This window comes from Amycolatopsis jiangsuensis (assembly GCF_014204865.1).
Taxonomy (GTDB): Bacteria; Actinomycetota; Actinomycetes; order Mycobacteriales; family Pseudonocardiaceae; genus Amycolatopsis; species Amycolatopsis jiangsuensis.
This window is the reverse complement of record NZ_JACHMG010000001.1, coordinates 5,609,580-5,625,224: the sequence shown is the minus strand read 5'-3', so window position 1 is coordinate 5,625,224 and position 15,645 is coordinate 5,609,580. Positions and strand designations below refer to the sequence as shown.

The following is a 15,645-nucleotide window of genomic DNA, read 5'->3' as shown; positions in this document are numbered from 1 at the left end:
GGCAAATCTGTACGTTACGTAGTTGAATCGTGGGTTTTGGCACGAAGAGTGGCAGCTTGGTCGCACGAATGGACTAGTCGGATTAGCCCGGACGCGAGCACCTGCGGACGACTTCGGACACGCCGTGACGATCCCGGCGGCACCAGCAGCGCACAGATACGCACGGGCGTGCCGAAGGTTCAGACCACCTGCGGCCGGATGCTGGGCAGGATCGTGCTCGGTGGCCGGGGCTCGCGGTCGCCGGGCCTCACGATCGCCGGGCCTCACGATCGCCGGGGCACGCGGTCGCCGGTGTCCAGACCACTGGCAGCCAGTCTCACGAACACCGATTCCGCCCCGCTGCCGACTGTCGTCACCTGCGTGCCGACGTCCAGACCACTGCCAAACCCGCGCCGCCGCGTTTCTCAGTGCAGCCGGATGTCCGCGGCGGCTCGGGTGCCGTCCACCGGGAACCAGCCTCGTTCGAAGAGCTGCCACCGGTGCAATTCCTCGCGAGAAGCGGGGCCATCGCGAATGAGGGTGCGGGAGAGTCTCGTCGCCTCGTCGCCGCCCTCCAGCCAGCAGAGGCGGGACAACCGCGCGCGCATCGCGTGGCGGCCGCTCGAGACGCCTTCCAGGATCAGCACCTCCGGTACCGGCAGCCGCACCACAGCGCCCGCGCGCGGGGCGCCGGAGGTCCAGTCCACCTGCCGGTAAGAGCCGGGACGGCCGCGGGACAGGGGCTCCAGCACACCGTCCTCCAGCCGGGGCCACCAGGACACCGGTTCGTCCCAGGTGGCGAAGGCGTCCGTGCTCACCAGCGCAGCCGTGGGACCGAGGGCGGCGAGCACGGACCGCGCCAGAGTCGATTTGCCGGCTCCGGACGGGCCGTCGATCGCGAGGACCCGGACGTCACCGAGGCGAGGTGGGGCGGCGAACAGGGCCGAGATCAGCGCACGCGTGCGTGACTCACTTCGGGGAGCCCGTTCACGTCGTCCGGGGCGGAGGTGCGGGCCTCGAGCTCGGCGATCCGGGTTTCCAGTGCGCGCTTGCTGTCGTCCAGCTCGCAGCGCAGCAGCGCGATCTCCTCCACCGACGTGCGCACCTCCTCCTCGAGGTGACCGACCTCGGTGGACAGGTGCAGGGCGACCAGCGCCAGCACCACGCCGGCCAGCAGGAAGACGAAGTTCGACGGGGTCTGCACGCCGGTGATCTTCGCCAAGAACGACGCGGCCTGCGGAATCACCGCGAGCACCACGACGCCCACCGCGACCAGGAGCCACACGCCCGCGTACTTCTCCCGCAGCTTCCGGCGCCGCATCATCTCCAGGACGACGAAGAGCACCAAGCCCGCGACGACGATGCTGAGAATCTGCCAGCCTGCCATGTGCGGACCCCTTACGCTGCGTCGGACGAGTCGACGGACGGACGGCGGCGCACCAGCGCCAGCAGGAGCGCGAGCCCCGCTCGGCCGAGGTACACGGCCGATTTCACCGGCGAGTGGCTGGGTGTGCCCCCGGCCCGCTCGCGCATCAGCACCGGAACCTCGGCGATCGTCAGCTTCGCCCGGATCGCCATCACCAGGCCCTCGACGGTGTCCCCGAGGTACTCGGCCGGGTAGTAGGAGGCGAACAGCTTGATCGCCCGCGGGCCCATCGCCTTGAACCCCGAGGTGACGTCGGTGAGCTTGTTCCGGGCCAGCCGGGAGAACACGAACGACAGCACGACCATGGCGTACTTGCGTGGGCCGACCGCACGGTAGGAACCCTTGCCCGCGAACCGGGAGCCGATCGCGATGTCGGCGCCCTCCTCGAGCACCTTCAGCAGCGCGGCGACCTCTTCCGGATCGTGCTGGCCGTCCGCGTCGACCTGGACGACGACGTCATAGCCGCGGGCGGCGGCGTAGCGGAAGCCGGTGCGCATCGCGCCGCCCACGCCGAGGTTCACCGCCAGCCGCGCGACCTCGGCGCCTGCCTCCCGGGCGATCCGGGCGGTCTGGTCCTGCGAACCGTCGTCCACCACGAGGATGTCCAGGTCCGGCAGGGACCGCCGGACCTCGGCGAGCACGGATCCGACGCTGGCCTGTTCGTTCAGCGCCGGCATCACGATGAGGACTTTCCGGGTGCTCACAGAGGTGGTGGACACGGCGAACACTGTATCTTCTCACTGCCCGTGAGGGGCGTCGGACCCGGACGCGGCCCCCGCCGCGACCACACCCTGCTGTCCCTCGATCTGGTAAACGGTGGCCCCGGCGTTCTCGAAGACCACGCGGAACTCCGGGCTCGCCTCGAGGTCGGCCACGGCCATCGACGGGCGCGCGTCCGGGGTGACCTTGCCCTTGCCCTGCATCACGTAGCGCACGTGCAGGTCGGTGAGATCGTCGCGGACCTGCTGGTACTTGTCGATCTCGTTCAGCCACAGGCTCAGGTAGCCGGCCTTGGTGTCCGGTTCGGCGCCGTAGTAGGTCCACTCCACCGGGGTCACCCCGGCCAGCGCATACATCCAGACCGATCCGTCGGACTTGTCGTTCATCACGCGTTCACCCGGCTGGGTGTGTTCGGCGAGCCAGGCGTACGCGGCCTCCTCGTCCTTCGACACGGCCGGGCCGTTGTCGCCGTAGTTGATGGCCAGGCTCGAGGAGTTGCGGCCGAGGTAACCACCGCGGCTGAGTCCGGTCACGACCAGGCCGACCAGCACGGCCGCGAGCAGCGTCACGGTGACCGGCCGCAGTTTCACCCGGCCCTGAACCTTGCCGGCGAGCCAGCCCGTCACGGTGTGCACGAACTCGCCGAACGCGACCGCACCCGCCAGCGGCACCAGCGCCGCGATCCGCCAGTGGTCGTTGTAGAAGATGCCGGTGAGCGTGTGGATGAGCGGCGTTTCGAGGGAGACGGTGAACGTGAACAGGACGCCGAACACCGCGTAGGCGGCGACCATCCAGAGCATCCGGCGGTGCCGCACCATCAGCACGATGCCGGCGAACGCGGGCAGGCCGATCCACCACTGCGGGAAGTTCGACATCGGGGAGAACGTGACCGTCTCGCCGAACCCGCCGCTGACCGTGGCCTCCGACGCCCAGAACGCACTCGTCACGCCACCCGCGTTGTAGAGCGACGGCAGCACCAGCGGGACGCCGAGCACGGCGGCCAGCACGACGGTGGCGATCAGCGAGGGCGCGCTGCGCCGCCACTGCATTTTCTCGAAGCGGAACACGACCGCGAGCAGGATGAGGATGAAGTAGACCGCGATGACGAACACGATGCTGGTGTGCAGGCCGGTCAGCCCGGCCACGCCGACACCGATCGCGACCGGGCCGGCGATCCCGCGTGGCCGCAGCAGATACCGCGAAATGGCCAGCATCGCCGGGATCATCGCCACGCCGGCCACGTACGGCCACAACGGGCCTCGCCACAGCGAGTCGTACGGGAACGCGGTGAACCAGGTGGAGACCGCGGCGGCCGCGGCGGTGCCCAGGACGGGCATGCGCCACGCGTGACACATCGCGGCGACGCCGAGCGGGACGCTCAGGATCACGGCCAGCACGGCGAGGTTCAGGGTCGGCATCATGGTGAGGCCGCCCTTGTCGAACACGAGCGCGAGCAGTGCGTGGTAGGTGTCCGGGTAGAAGTAGTCGCTCTGGTCCGGCAGGTTCGCGATCGTGCCCACTGTGGACGGACGCGCGTCGCCGTGCTCGGCGATCCAGCGCACCAGGTTGCCGTGGAACGGCGCGTCCCAGCCCTGCTGCACGTTGGTGATGGAGTGGGTGCCGCGCAGGAAGGTGGCGGTGCCCACGACCATGCCGACGAGCACGCCCAGCCCGATCAGCACCTGCCCGCGCACCGAACGGTCCGTCGAGGGCTCGCCCTCGGTCCAGTCCTCGTGCCGGCGGGCGGTAAAGCGGCGCACCAGGAACGCGACGCCGTACGCGACCGCGGACAGCACCACCGTCCACAGTGCCACGTCCAGCAGGTTCCAGCGGATGCCGAGACCGCCCAGCACCGGAACGCCGAGCGCGACGATCCCGAAGCTGAGCAGGGGCCCGGACGCGGCCAGCGTCCAGCCGCGCAGCCCCACCGCGGTGCCGAAGACCAGCCCAGGCAGCCAGAAGGCGAGCAAGATCAGTACTACATTCATCGGATTCGCTGTCCAACCCTCACCGGTACACCACACCGACCGTTTCGGCGGATCGACCCGGGGTGCACATTACTCAGACGCCCGGAGCGTCCGGCACGTTGCCCGGCCTCCGCAGGACGAAGCCCAGCGCGACCACCAGCCCGGCGGTCGGCCCGATGGCGAGGCCGAGCACCGCACGCAACACCGTGTCCCCCGGCACCAGCACCAGGACCAGCGCGGTCGCCACGGCCACCACCGCCCAGGTGACCAGCACCCGGTTCGCCTGCGTCCGCGCGACGAGCACCGCGGTCATCAGCTGCAGCGCGGTCAGCAGCACCGCCCCCCAGACCATGCCGGCGATCCACCAGCCCTGCGCACCGGCGTACTTCGACCGGAACAGCAACTCCACCAGCCACGGTCCGATCAGCCAGCCCACCACGACACCGAGCACGCCGACGCCGATCGTGCCGAGCGTGCCGAACGCGAGGAGCCGGCGCAGCCGATGCATGCCGTCCGCGGTACCGGACAACCGGACCACGGTCGGTACCGCGAGCGCCTGCAGCGGCGTCAGCAGCAGCAACGGCACCCGGGAAACCTGCAGCGCAGCGAAGAGAATCCCGATCTGCTGCTCGTCCCCGCCGGGCGCGAGCACGCGGACCAGCGCGGGATACCCGGTGATCACGCTCGCCGTGAGACCCGCGCCGAGCAGCAGCACCAGCATGCGCGCGGTGACCGGGCGCCAGCCCTCACCGTCGACCTCGAAGTCCAGCATCCGCCGGGCAGGGCGCACGAAGAGCAGCCAGGCGAACGAACCGGCCGCGGCGGCGATCGCGAACGTGGTGATCCCGGAGATCGCGGACACGACCACGAGCCCCATCAGCACCGCGCGGATCGCGGCCTCGGCCACGACCAGGCGGGAGTAGGGCTTGATCGCGTTGCCGCCGACCAGCAGGCCGCGGGTGGCGAACTGGCAGGCGAAGGCGATCCCGCCGCACAGGGTGATGATGCCGAGTTCGAGGTGCCCGCCGTAGAACCGCTCGTTGAGCACCGGCACCGCGAGCGTGATCGCGGCGACCACCGCGACCGCGACCATGCCGACCGCGAGCACCCGCAGCGCGGACCGGCCGACCCGGTGCCCGGCCACCGACGCGACCGCGGACTGCCGGGACAGCTCCTGCTCCAGCGGCGAAAGCGCGCCGCCGAGGCCCATCAGAATGCCCCAGAACGAAGCGAAGACCGCGTTGTTCGCCGGCCCCAGCACGATCGCGGACACGAAGGTGAAGACGTAGCCCAGCCCGATCGCGACCAGCAGCGAGATGCCGATCTTGCCCGCCGAGCGGCCGGTTTCGCGGGCCAGCGAGGGCCCCGACGGCTCTGGGGATTCCGGAGTTTCCGCGGTCACCGGCGTGCTCATCGGCCGGACCGGCGCGTGCGGCCGCGCAGGGCGAAGACGAGGCCACGGACCGCGCCGGCCCCGAAGCCGGTTCCGAAGACCGGGGTGAGCAGAGCGACCGCGCGGGCTTCGGCCCTGGTGGCACCGAACCGGGTCACCGCGGCGCCCGCGACGGCGGAACCGGCCGCGGCCAGCGCCACCGCGGTACGCGGACGGCGGGCGGCGAGGCCGAGGCCCAGCGCACCGGCCGCGAACACGGCGAACAACCCGTTGCGGGCCGGTCCCGGCGACGCGAGGTAGGAATCCACGAACGTGGTACCGCGGAAGTAGGACTGCGCGGTGAACTTCCGGAACGAATCGCGCCCGTGATAGGTCGCGGACAACTGCGGGGCCAGGAAGATCCGGTGCCGCTGCGCGATCCAGCGCAGCACTCCGGTGTCGTCACTGGCGAAGCGGGAATCCTCGAACAGCGATTCGAATGCCGCACTCGCCTGTTCGAGAACGTCCCGCGGTGCGGAAAAGAATCCGGTGCCCTTGGGGAACACGTCGAATTCGTCGATGCCGAACGACATCAGCCGCGGATTCGCGCAGTAACGCCGCCACGGGATCTTCACCAGCCCGGCCATGAAACCGGCGTACGGGTTGTGTTCGGAAGCGACGTTGACGTGCCCGTTCCACACCGTGCGTTCCGGATGCCCGACGAGCTGGTCACGCAGGAACACCAGCGCTCCCTCGTCCACGATCACCCGGCTGTCCAGCAGCAGCACCTGCTGGCCGGAGGCCTTGGCGAGCCCGGCGCGGCGGGCCTCGAACCGGCCGCTGTTGGCCTGGGTGAGCACCGTGATCCCGTGCCGTTCGCGCAGCTGCGCGAGCTTGTCCGGGGTGGCGTCGGTGCTGCCGTCGTCGACCACCACGATCTCGGCCGCCCAGCGCGCGGCCTCGGCGGCGGTCACCAGTGCGCCGACACTGCGTTCGATCCAGTCCTGCTCGTTGTGGACCGGAATCACGACGCTGAGCGAGGGGAGGAGCGGGTTGGCACTCACGGGGGCGAGGCTACCCTGTGCCGGGGAACCGGACGTGGCCAGTATCCTGGCGCTCACCGCAACCGACCAGAAATGGGCCCCACGGTGATTTCCTTCATTCTCGGCACCACTGCGGAACTGATCAAGATCGCCCCGGTCTACCACGGGATCGCCGAACGCGGCATGCGGCCGAAGATCTGGTTCACCGCACAGCACGTCGACGAGGTGGCCGATGTGCTGGCCGACCTGAAGCTGCCCGAGCCCGACGTGTGGCTGGTGCCGGAGGAGAAGGCGCACAACCTCGAATCGCCCGCGCAGGTGCCGGGGTGGGCGGCGCAGGTGCTGCGCACCGCGTGGGGCCGCCGCCACGAACTGCGGGCCGCGCTCACCGAGGACGGCCGCCCGCCGCTGGTGCTGGTGCACGGTGACACGTTCACCACGCCGTACGGTTCGCTGATCGGCAAGCGGATCCTCAAGGCCAGGGTGGGGCACGTCGAGGCGGGCGCGCGGTCGGGCAGCATCATGTCGCCGCTGCCGGAGGAGCTGAACCGCAAGATCGCGGCCAAGATCGTGGACATGCACTTCGCGCCGAGCGAGCGTGAGGTGAACAACCTCCGCAACGCACGCGGCGTGGTCGTGGACACCGAGGCGAACACGGCGATCGACGCGATGCGCCTCGCCATCAATCAGCCGCTGGACGTGCCGAACCTGCCGGAGAAGTTCGGGCTGGCCACGCTGCACCGGTTCGAGCTGGTCTCGCGGGCGGACAAGTACCGCGAGGCGCTGGAGATCCTGCGCGAGCAGAGCAGGCAGCTGCCGATCCTGTACCTGGCGGGCGCGCCGGAGCGGGAGAAGATCCGGGCGCTGGGGCTGGACCACCTCTTCGACGACAAGTTCATCGCGCAGCCGAAGATGCGGTACCTGAAGTTCCTGCCGCTGGTCGCGCGGGCGGAGTACGTGGTCACCGACTCGGGCGGGCTGTCCGCGGAGTGCTACTACCTCGGCCTGCCGTGCGCGGTGCACCGGGAGCGCACGGAAACCCCGCAGCACCTCGGCGAAACCGTGATGCTCACCGAAATGCGCGGCGACAAGCTGCAGAACTTCCTCGACACCTACGAGAACCGGCGCGGCGAGTCCTGGATGGACAAGTACCACCCGTCGGAGATCATCGTGAACTCCTTGGCACAGCTCGGTTACTGCTGACGGGCTCGGTATCCGGGCACGAACGCCGTGAAAGCCTCCTTCGGTTCAGGAAGGAGGCCTTCACGGCGTTTCCGGGAGTGCGGGCTACAGCGCGCGCCGGCCGGACAGCGCCCGGCCCAGGGTCAGCTCGTCGGCGAATTCCAGGTCGCCGCCCATCGGCAGGCCCGAGGCCAGCCGGGTGACCGACAGGCCGGGGAAGTCGCGGAGCATGCGGACCAGGTAGGTGGCCGTCGCCTCGCCCTCGGTGTTCGGGTCGGTGGCGACGATGATCTCGCGGACGTCGGCCTCCCCGATCCGCTTCAGCAGCTCACGCATGCGCAGCTGCTCCGGGCCGATGCCGGACAACGGGTCGAGCGCGCCGCCCAGTACGTGGTAGCGGCCCTTGAACTCCCGCGTGCGCTCGACCGCCAGCACGTCCTTGGGTTCCTCGACCACGCAGATGACCGTGAGGTCGCGCCGTTCGTCGCGGCAGATCCGGCAGGTCTGCTGCTCGGAGACGTTGCCGCAGATTTCGCAGAACTGCACGCCTTCGCGGACCTTGCCCAGCACGTCCTGCAGCCGGGCGATGTCCGCGGGGTCGGTGGCCAGCAGGTGGAACGCGATCCGCTGGGCACTTTTCGGACCGACCCCGGGCAGCCGCCCGAGCTCGTCGATCAGATCCTGGACGACACCCTCGTACAACGCTCAGCCGCCGAACCCGAGGCTGCCCAGATCCGGCATACCGCCCCCGCCGCCGAGACCGCCTGCCAGCGGGCCGAGCTTCTCCTCGGTCAGCTTCTGCGCGTTGGCCGACGCGTCGCGCACCGCCGCGACCACGAGGTCGGCCAGCGTCTCCACGTCGTCGGGGTCGACCACCTTCGGGTCGATGGCGAGGTTCTTCAGCTGGCTGTCCCCGGACACCGTCGCGGTGACCAGCCCGCCGCCGGAGGTGCCGGTGACCTCGGTGTTCGCGAGTTCTTCCTGGGCCTCCACCAGCTTCTGCTGCATCTGCTGGGCCTGCTGCATGATCTGCGACAGGTCGAAGCCGCCGCCGCCGGGTTGCACCATGATCGCACTCGGTCCTTCCGCCTCTGGGTGTTGCTCCCCAGCGTAGCCGCGTGCCCGGCGCGTCCGTCCGGGCGGCACGCGGGCGCTGTGGCACCGTGGTCACCGTGCGTGCGAACCCGCTCCCGCTGCTGACCGGACTCGTGCTGCTCACCGCGTGTTCCGGCGGTGGTGGCAGCGCTCCGTCCGCGGCGGCTCCCTCGCCGGCGCGCTCCAGCATTCCGGCGCCGTCCGCCTCCAGCACGCCACCGTCCACGCCCAGCACGCCACCGTCGTCGTCACCGCCGAATGCCGGGAAGGTGATCGTGCTCGACCCTGGACACAACGGCGGCAACAGCACGCACCCCGGGGAGATCAACCGGAAGGTGCCTGCCGGGCGCGGGGAAACGAAGCCGTGCAACACCACCGGGACGTCGACCAACGCCGGCTACCCCGAGCACGCATTCACTTTCGCGATCGCTCAGGAAGTCGGAAACGCCTTGGCGGCCAAGGGAATCAGGGTCGTCTACACGCGTTCCGACGATTCGGGCACCGGCCCGTGCGTGGACAAGCGGGCGGAGATCGGCAACAGCGCCGAAGCCGACGCGGTGGTGTCGATCCACGCGGACGGCGCGACCGCGGCGAGCGCGCACGGCTTCCACGTGGCCTATTCGTCGCCAGCGCTGAATGCGGCGCAGGGCGAGCCGTCGCTGGAGCTGGCCCGCACGATGCGGAACACGCTGCGCGACAACGGTTTCGCCACATCGACCTACGTCGGCTCCGCCGGGCTTTCCGCACGGTCGGACCTGGCCGGGCTGAACCTGTCGACCCGCCCGAGCGTGCTCGTGGAATGCGGGAACATGCGCAACGCCACGGAGGCCGCGCGAATGTCCTCGGACATCGGGCGAACCCGCTACGCCGAGGCCATCACCCAGGCGATCGAGGACTATCTGACCTCCTCGTGAGCGGGGGTTCAGTCCAGCGGGCGTGCGCCGAGCTGGTCGGAGATCAGCTTGCGGGCCAGTAGTTCCGGGTCCTGTTCCGGCGGGGGCGGCGGCACCGGGCTGGAGTCCTCGGAGTAGATGTCGTCGTCCTCGTCCGACGGTTCCGGCGGTAGCGGGATGTCCGGCTCGCTCGTGGTGACCTTGGGACGGCTCGGCGCGGCCGGTGCGGGTGCCGGCGCCGCGGGAGCGGGGGTGGGCGCGCCGGCGGACGGCCGGGTGAAGGAACGCTCCGGCGCCGGCGCCTGCTGCTTCGGTGCGGCCGCCCGCGGCTGGGCGGCGGGCACCGCCCCGTGCACGCACCGGATCTGCCAATCCCCGGGCAGCACGTCGGCGAGCGCACCGGCGATCTTGCGCGCGTTGTCCTGATCGTTCAGCCGCCGGGCGAGCGGTTCGGACTTGTGCGTGAGCGTGACCGTCGAACCGTTCACCTCGACGACGGTCGCCTGGGTGAGCATCGCCTCCAGGCTGCGGCCGCCGGTGAACTTGCGCAGCGCGGTCAGCAGCTGCGGCCAGACCGCACGGATCCCCGCCTCGTCCACCGCATCCGATGCGGCCACGGGCTCGGATTCCGCGGACGGCGCCGGACGCGCGGGCGGGTTCTCCGCCGCGGGAGCCGGTTCCGGACGGCTTTCTTCCGGAGCCGGACGACCCGCCTCGGCCGAACGTTCCGGCGCGGGCCGGGCTCCCTCCGCCGGACGAGCCGAGGCCGGGGCAGCTGCCCGCTGCGGCGCCGGGCTCGCCGCTTCGGCCGGACGTGTCGGTGCGGAACCAGCCCCGTCCACCGGACGCGACGCCACCGGACCGGCCGACTCCACAGGACGTGTCGGTGCGGAACCAGCCGGACCCGCCGGAGGAGCCGCCTGCGCAGGACGCGACGCCGGACTGGCCTCCGCATCCGGACGCGGCGGAGCGGACGCAGCCGCGCGCGCCGGAACCTCCGCCGCTGCTTCCGGTGCAGCCGTCCGCTGGGAAGGCCGCTGGAACTCGCGTACCGGCGGTTCCACGCCCGCCTCGCCGCCACCGGTGGCGACCACGGCACGGCGCTCGAGTCGTTCGATCCGGGCCAGCAACGCCTTTTCCGCGTCGGTGACCGAGGGCAGCAGCATCCGCGCGCACAGCAGCTCGAGCACGAGCCGGGGCGAGGTCGCGCCCCGCATCTCCAGGAGTCCACTGTGGACAATGTCGGCGTAGCGGGACAGCGTGGCCAGCCCGATCCGTTCGGCCTGCGCGTTCATCCGAGCCAGTTCCTCGGCCGGGGCGGACACCAGGCCGCGCTCACCCGCGTCCGGCACCGAACGCATCAGCACGAGGTCACGCAGCCGGTCGAGCAGGTCGGTGGCGAAGCGGCGCGGGTCGTGGCCCGCCTCGGCCAGCTTCTCCACGGTGGCGAACACGACGGCGGAATCCTCGGCCGACAGCGCGTCGACCATGTCGTCGATGAGCGCGACGTCGGTGACGCCGAGCAGCGCGACCGCACGCCATCCGGGCCCGCGCCCGCCAGCAGCTGATCCAGCACCGACTGGGTGTCCCGCGCCGAACCGCCGCCGGCGCGGATCACCAGCGGGTACACCGCCGGTTCCACCTCGGCGCCTTCGGCCGCGACGTTGCGCTCCAGCAGCTCCCGCATCGAGCTCGGCGGGATCAGCCGGAACGGGTAGTGGTGCGTGCGCGAGCGGATGGTGGTGAGCACCTTGTCCGGCTCGGTGGTGGCGAAGATGAAGATGAGGTGCTCTGGCGGTTCCTCGACGATCTTCAGCAGGGCGTTGAAACCCTGCGTGGTGACCATGTGCGCCTCGTCGATGATGAACACCCGGTAGCGCGATTCGGCCGGCGCGTAGAACGCCTTGTCCCGCAGCTCACGGGCGTCGTCGACACCACCGTGACTCGCCGCGTCGAGTTCGGTCACGTCGACGCTGCCCGGCCCCTCCGGCGCCAGCGCGAGGCACGAGTTGCACTTGCCGCACGGGTCGGGGGTCGGGCCTTCGACGCAGTTGAGCGAACGCGCCATGATGCGGGCGCTCGAGGTCTTGCCGCAGCCGCGTGGCCCGGAGAACAGGTACGCGTGGTTGATGCGCCCGGCGGCCAGCGCGGTGCGCAGCGGTTCGGTCACATGCTCCTGGCCGACGACCTCGGCGAAGGTCGCCGGACGGTACTTCCGGTACAGCGCTAGAGCCACGGCCCGAGACTACCGTGACGCGCGCCGCGGCCGTCGGGCGCGGAGGCAGGCGGCCCGCTCGTCACCGCCGCACCGGTGGCGAGAGGGCTTCGACCCCGGAGTCGAGCGGAACCTCGCAGGAGTTCAGCAGCGTCGCCACCGTCCGGTAGCAGCCGGCGAGGAACACCAGCTCGAGCAGTTGCCGCGGCCGGTAGTGCTCGGCGAGTTCCCGGCCGGTGGTGGTGCTGAGGGCGGATCGGTGGTGCAGTTCGTCGACCGCGGACAGCAAGGCCTTCTCCCGTGCGGGCCACTCGTCGTCGATCGGGTCGGACCCGAGGCGCTGGACCTCCGCTTCACTGAGGCCGGCACGGAGGGCGAGCGGCCGGTGATGGGACCACTCGTAGGTGGACTGGGTCAGGTATGCCGACCGGAGGATGACCACCTCCCGGTCGCGGGCGGAAAGCTCACCGGCGCTCAGGCTGCCCACGAGTTGCCCGAAGGCGATGGCCAGCCGCGGATGGTGGGCCAGCGTGGCGACGCTGTTGAGCTGTCCCGGGCCGGACACCGGCTGGTCCACCAGGTCGTGGTCGCGCAACGCCGCGCCCAGCAGGTCGCGCAGTTGCGGTGACCAGTCGCACGGAGGCAGTGGGGAAAGGTCGATCGGAGCAGGCATCGGTGCCTCCATGTTGATGTTAGTAACTAACGTCATGTTAGTGTCTACCATATGAGTGGTGGCACGGTGAACCTGCGGGAACGTCAGCGGCTGCTGACGCGGCGGACGGTTCAGCAGCACGCGCTGCGCCTGTTCGGCGAGCAGGGCTTCGACGAGACGACGGTCAACGAGGTCGCCAGGGCGGCGGGCGTCTCGCCGATGACCGTGTACCGCCACTTCCCCACCAAGGAAGATCTGGTGCTCGGCGACGAGTACGACCCGCTGATCGCGCAGCGGATCGCCGAGCGACCGGCCGGGGAACCGCTGATGCGCCGGATCGGCGCCACCCTGGTGGAACAGATCAGCGAATTGCAGAACGATGGCGGAAACGAGGGTGAAAGCCCGGCCGAGCTGCTGTTGGCGCGCCTGCGGCTCGTGCTGGCCACGCCGGCGCTGCGGGCACGCCGGTGGGACAGCCAGTACGCCACTCAGCAGGCCATCGTCGAAGCCCTGCGGGCGGATCCGCCGGATCCCGAGCTGGAGTTCCGGGTGCGGGTGGCCGCCGGTGCGTGTCTGTCGGCGGCGAGCGCGGCGGTGCTGCGGTGGGCCGAAGAGGACGGCCGCCCGGACCTCTCCCGCCTGCTGACCCAGGCGCTGGCGATCGTGTCGGAAGGACAGTGCTGATGAGCGATTCGCCAGCGCGGTCGATCTACCGCGGGCAAAAGCAGGAGCAGCAGGTGCGGGACTGGTGCGTCCGCCGTCTGGACCACTGGACCCTGCCGCACCGGCGCGAGGTCGTGCCGACCTGCGCCGGGGCGACCCATGTGGTGTCCGCCGGCTCGGGTTCTCCGACGGTCGTGGTGGTGCCCGGTACCAACGAAAGCGCCGCGCTGCTGGAGGATTTCGCCACGGCACTGACGTCGACCGGTTCAGTGCTGCTGGCGGACCTTCCCGGGCAGCCCGGACTGAGCGCCGGCCGCCGCCCTGGTACCGGCCGGTTGTCCTGGTACGGCCGGTGGCTGGCCGATCTCCTCGACCGGACGGTGCCGGACCAGGCGATCGTGGTCGGTCATTCCCTCGGCGGTGCCGTCGCCCTCGCGTGCGACTCGCCCCGCATCGCCGGGCGGGTGCTGGTCTCCCCGGCCGGCCTGGTGGCCACGAAGGTGAGCGCCGGTGTCCTGCGCAGGACGATCCCGTGGCTGCTCGCCGCGACCCCGGCCCGCAGCACGGCGCTGCTGCGCCACTTCCTGGCTCCCGGTCACGCGCCCGCGCCCGAGCTGGTCGAGTGGTACACCCTCGTTGCCAGGGCGTGCCGGAGCAGCCTCGCGCCGCCGGCGCTGCCCAGTGACCTTCTCGCCCAGCGCACCACCGCGGCGCGCCTGGTGGTGACCGGCCGGCACGACGGTTTCTTCCCGCCCGAGCGGCTCCGCGACCCGGCCGGCCGAGTGCTGGACGCCGACCTGTCGGTGCTGCCCGACGCCGGACACCTGGGCCTCGACGAGCAGCCCCAAGCCCTCGCCGCACTGGTCCACACCCTGACGTGAAGGTCCCGTTCACGGCAGTTTCGCCGCGCGTAGGCTCGTGCGGGGAGCCGAGGGAGGGACGCTGGTGGGCAAGGCCCGTTCCGGCCGCGGCCGGCCACCGAACGGTCCGCAGCCGGGCCGGTATCCGGTGCGGTTCGGCACGGCGGAGCTGCTTCGCGACGCCGACCGTGCCAACGCGTGGCTGCTGTCGGTCGGCGGCGTTGCTCAGTCCTATGTGGACCTCGACGATCCGGCGAATCTCGAATTCGACTACGTGCGCAGGCTCGGCGATCTCGTCGACTGCCTGCCGGACGGACCGCTCGACGCACTGCACGTCGGCGGCGCGGGATGTTCACTGCCGCGTTACGTCGCGGCGACCCGCCCCGGTTCGCGACAGCTCGTGTTCGACGCCGACGAGCCGTTGATCGAGCTGGTCCGCGAGCAGCTCGACCTGCGGAGCGTGCCGAAGCTGCGAGTCCGCATCGAGGACGGCCGCGTGGGCGTGCGCAGCCGCCGGGACGCGTCCGCGGACCTGGTCGTGGTCGACGCCTTCGAACGCGCGAGCATCGCGGGCGGGCTGGCCACCGTCGAGTTCGTCACCGACGTGGCCCGCGTGCTCCGCCCGGCGGGCACGCTGCTCGCCAACGTCACCGACGGCCCGGGGCTGCCTTTCGCACGCCGGTTCCTCGCCACGCTCGCCGCGGTGTTCCCGCAGGTGGTGCTGCTGGCCGAGCCGGGAGTGCTGCGTGGACGGCGCTTCGGCAACCTCGTGCTCGCCGCGTCGCGCACCGAGCTGCCGACCGCGGAACTGACCCGGCGAGCCGCGTCTTCGCCCTATCCGGCACGCTGCGTGCACGACGGGGACTTGCGCGCGTTGCGCGGGAAAGCACAACCGATGACCGATGCGGAAGCGGTGGTCGCGCCGGCTCCGCCGGAGGACGTGCTCGGGCTGTTCTGAAGCCACCGAACGGGCGGGCCCCGAAGACGAAAGGGGACCCCGCGCACCCGCCAGAGCCTGCTTATCCTTGCTGCCTTCCGGCCCTGGGGAGGTTCACAGGGTGGACGCCGCGCGGGGTCCGTCGTCCAGTGTAGCGGGCGGCCACGGGGCGCCGGTGCCCACCCGCAGCACGGCGCGCAGCGCCGCCCGTACCGACGCCGCCTCGCGCGCGTCGAACACGCAGATCGGCACCTGATCGCGCACGGCGAGCGCCCAGCGCAGGTCGTCGAGCGAACGGTCGAGCACCCCGTCGAAGAGGTTGACGCCGATCGCGAACGGCAGCCGGGTCCGTTCGACGTAGTCCAGCACCGGATAGGCCTCGTCCGGCCGGCGGGGATCCAGCACGACCAGCACGCACTGCGCGCCGGGCACGAGGTCGGGCCGCGGCCCCGGCGTCCCGAACAAGTACGCCCACGTCCGCTCGTCGAGTGCCACCCGCCCGAAGTCGAGCGCAACCGTGCGACCACCGGCGTCGGTCCGCAGCGGAGTGATCTCCGAGACCGCGTGCACCGCAGTGGTCTTCCCGGCCCCGACCGGGCCGACAAGCGCGACTTTCACCGGCCGCGGCACACCGCGGGACT

14 protein-coding genes, 1 other RNA gene and 1 pseudogene are annotated in these 15,645 nt (G+C 71.0%); 5 read left to right on the top strand and 11 right to left on the bottom strand.

Features of this window, described 5'->3' with window-relative positions; translation table 11 throughout:
- Positions 1-404: 404 nt before the first annotated feature.
- The 6 genes from BJY18_RS25430 to BJY18_RS25405 all read right to left on the bottom strand — a co-directional run bounded on the left by BJY18_RS25430 (position 405) and on the right by BJY18_RS25405 (position 6,528).
- Entirely contained in the window at positions 405-932 is a 528-nt protein-coding gene (locus tag BJY18_RS25430) for a uridine kinase family protein (protein ID WP_184784835.1), read from the bottom strand.
- Positions 929-1,366, bottom strand: a complete 438-nt coding sequence (locus BJY18_RS25425) for a DUF2304 domain-containing protein (RefSeq protein ID WP_184782468.1) — start codon at positions 1,364-1,366, stop codon at positions 929-931. Before BJY18_RS25425 ends, BJY18_RS25430 begins: the two co-directional genes overlap by 4 nt.
- An 11-nt stretch (positions 1,367-1,377) precedes the next feature.
- Complete coding sequence (locus tag BJY18_RS25420; RefSeq protein ID WP_184784834.1) at positions 1,378-2,082, bottom strand: glycosyltransferase family 2 protein; 705 nt, start codon at positions 2,080-2,082, stop codon at positions 1,378-1,380.
- Between the two features lie 60 nt (positions 2,083-2,142).
- On the bottom strand, positions 2,143-4,113 hold the full coding sequence (locus tag BJY18_RS25415; RefSeq protein ID WP_184782467.1) for a DUF6541 family protein: 1,971 nt from the start codon (positions 4,111-4,113) through the stop codon (positions 2,143-2,145).
- Between the two features lie 73 nt (positions 4,114-4,186).
- The gene (locus BJY18_RS25410) at positions 4,187-5,506 is read right to left on the bottom strand and encodes a hypothetical protein (RefSeq protein ID WP_184782466.1); all 1,320 of its coding nucleotides are present in this window, start codon (positions 5,504-5,506) and stop codon (positions 4,187-4,189) included.
- Entirely contained in the window at positions 5,503-6,528 is a 1,026-nt protein-coding gene (locus tag BJY18_RS25405; RefSeq protein WP_184782465.1) for a glycosyltransferase family 2 protein, read from the bottom strand. Before BJY18_RS25405 ends, BJY18_RS25410 begins: the two co-directional genes overlap by 4 nt.
- Positions 6,529-6,600: 72 nt before the next feature.
- On the opposite strand from BJY18_RS25405, the gene BJY18_RS25400 reads away from it, so the two are divergent.
- Positions 6,601-7,710 (top strand): UDP-N-acetylglucosamine 2-epimerase, encoded by a 1,110-nt coding sequence (locus BJY18_RS25400; RefSeq protein ID WP_184782464.1) that lies wholly within the window; start codon positions 6,601-6,603, stop codon positions 7,708-7,710.
- 84 nt (positions 7,711-7,794) lie between these two features.
- On the opposite strand, the gene recR is transcribed toward BJY18_RS25400, so the two are convergent.
- A complete protein-coding gene (recR, locus tag BJY18_RS25395; protein ID WP_184782463.1) occupies positions 7,795-8,391 on the bottom strand; it encodes a recombination mediator RecR in 597 nt (198 codons plus the stop codon).
- A 3-nt stretch (positions 8,392-8,394) separates the two neighbouring features.
- Positions 8,395-8,757, bottom strand: a complete 363-nt coding sequence (locus tag BJY18_RS25390; RefSeq protein ID WP_184782462.1) for a YbaB/EbfC family nucleoid-associated protein — start codon at positions 8,755-8,757, stop codon at positions 8,395-8,397.
- Positions 8,758-8,852: 95 nt separating this feature from the next.
- Between BJY18_RS25390 and BJY18_RS25385 the strand changes: the two genes are divergently transcribed.
- The gene (locus BJY18_RS25385; RefSeq protein WP_312874121.1) at positions 8,853-9,698 is read left to right on the top strand and encodes an N-acetylmuramoyl-L-alanine amidase; all 846 of its coding nucleotides are present in this window, start codon (positions 8,853-8,855) and stop codon (positions 9,696-9,698) included.
- A gap of 8 nt (positions 9,699-9,706) precedes the next feature.
- Here the strand turns inward: BJY18_RS25385 and BJY18_RS25380 are convergent.
- Together BJY18_RS25380 and BJY18_RS25375 are read right to left on the bottom strand one after the other, a co-directional pair.
- Positions 9,707-11,913: pseudogene (locus tag BJY18_RS25380) on the bottom strand (DNA polymerase III subunit gamma and tau).
- Between the two features lie 61 nt (positions 11,914-11,974).
- Complete coding sequence (locus BJY18_RS25375; RefSeq protein ID WP_184782461.1) at positions 11,975-12,565, bottom strand: carboxymuconolactone decarboxylase family protein; 591 nt, start codon at positions 12,563-12,565, stop codon at positions 11,975-11,977.
- A 51-nt stretch (positions 12,566-12,616) separates the two neighbouring features.
- Between BJY18_RS25375 and BJY18_RS25370 the strand changes: the two genes are divergently transcribed.
- From BJY18_RS25370 to BJY18_RS25360, 3 genes are all read left to right on the top strand, one after another.
- The gene (locus tag BJY18_RS25370) at positions 12,617-13,228 is read left to right on the top strand and encodes a TetR/AcrR family transcriptional regulator (RefSeq protein ID WP_184782460.1); all 612 of its coding nucleotides are present in this window, start codon (positions 12,617-12,619) and stop codon (positions 13,226-13,228) included.
- The gene (locus BJY18_RS25365) at positions 13,228-14,088 is read left to right on the top strand and encodes an alpha/beta fold hydrolase (RefSeq protein ID WP_184782459.1); all 861 of its coding nucleotides are present in this window, start codon (positions 13,228-13,230) and stop codon (positions 14,086-14,088) included. The genes BJY18_RS25370 and BJY18_RS25365 overlap by 1 nt, the downstream gene beginning before the upstream one ends.
- 64 nt (positions 14,089-14,152) lie before the next feature.
- Positions 14,153-15,025, top strand: a complete 873-nt coding sequence (locus tag BJY18_RS25360) for a spermidine synthase (RefSeq protein WP_184782458.1) — start codon at positions 14,153-14,155, stop codon at positions 15,023-15,025.
- Positions 15,026-15,053: 28 nt separating this feature from the next.
- Here BJY18_RS25360 and ffs read toward each other — a convergent pair.
- An RNA gene (gene ffs / locus BJY18_RS25355) (signal recognition particle sRNA small type) lies at positions 15,054-15,148 on the bottom strand.
- Between the last annotated feature and the right edge of the window lie 497 nt (positions 15,149-15,645).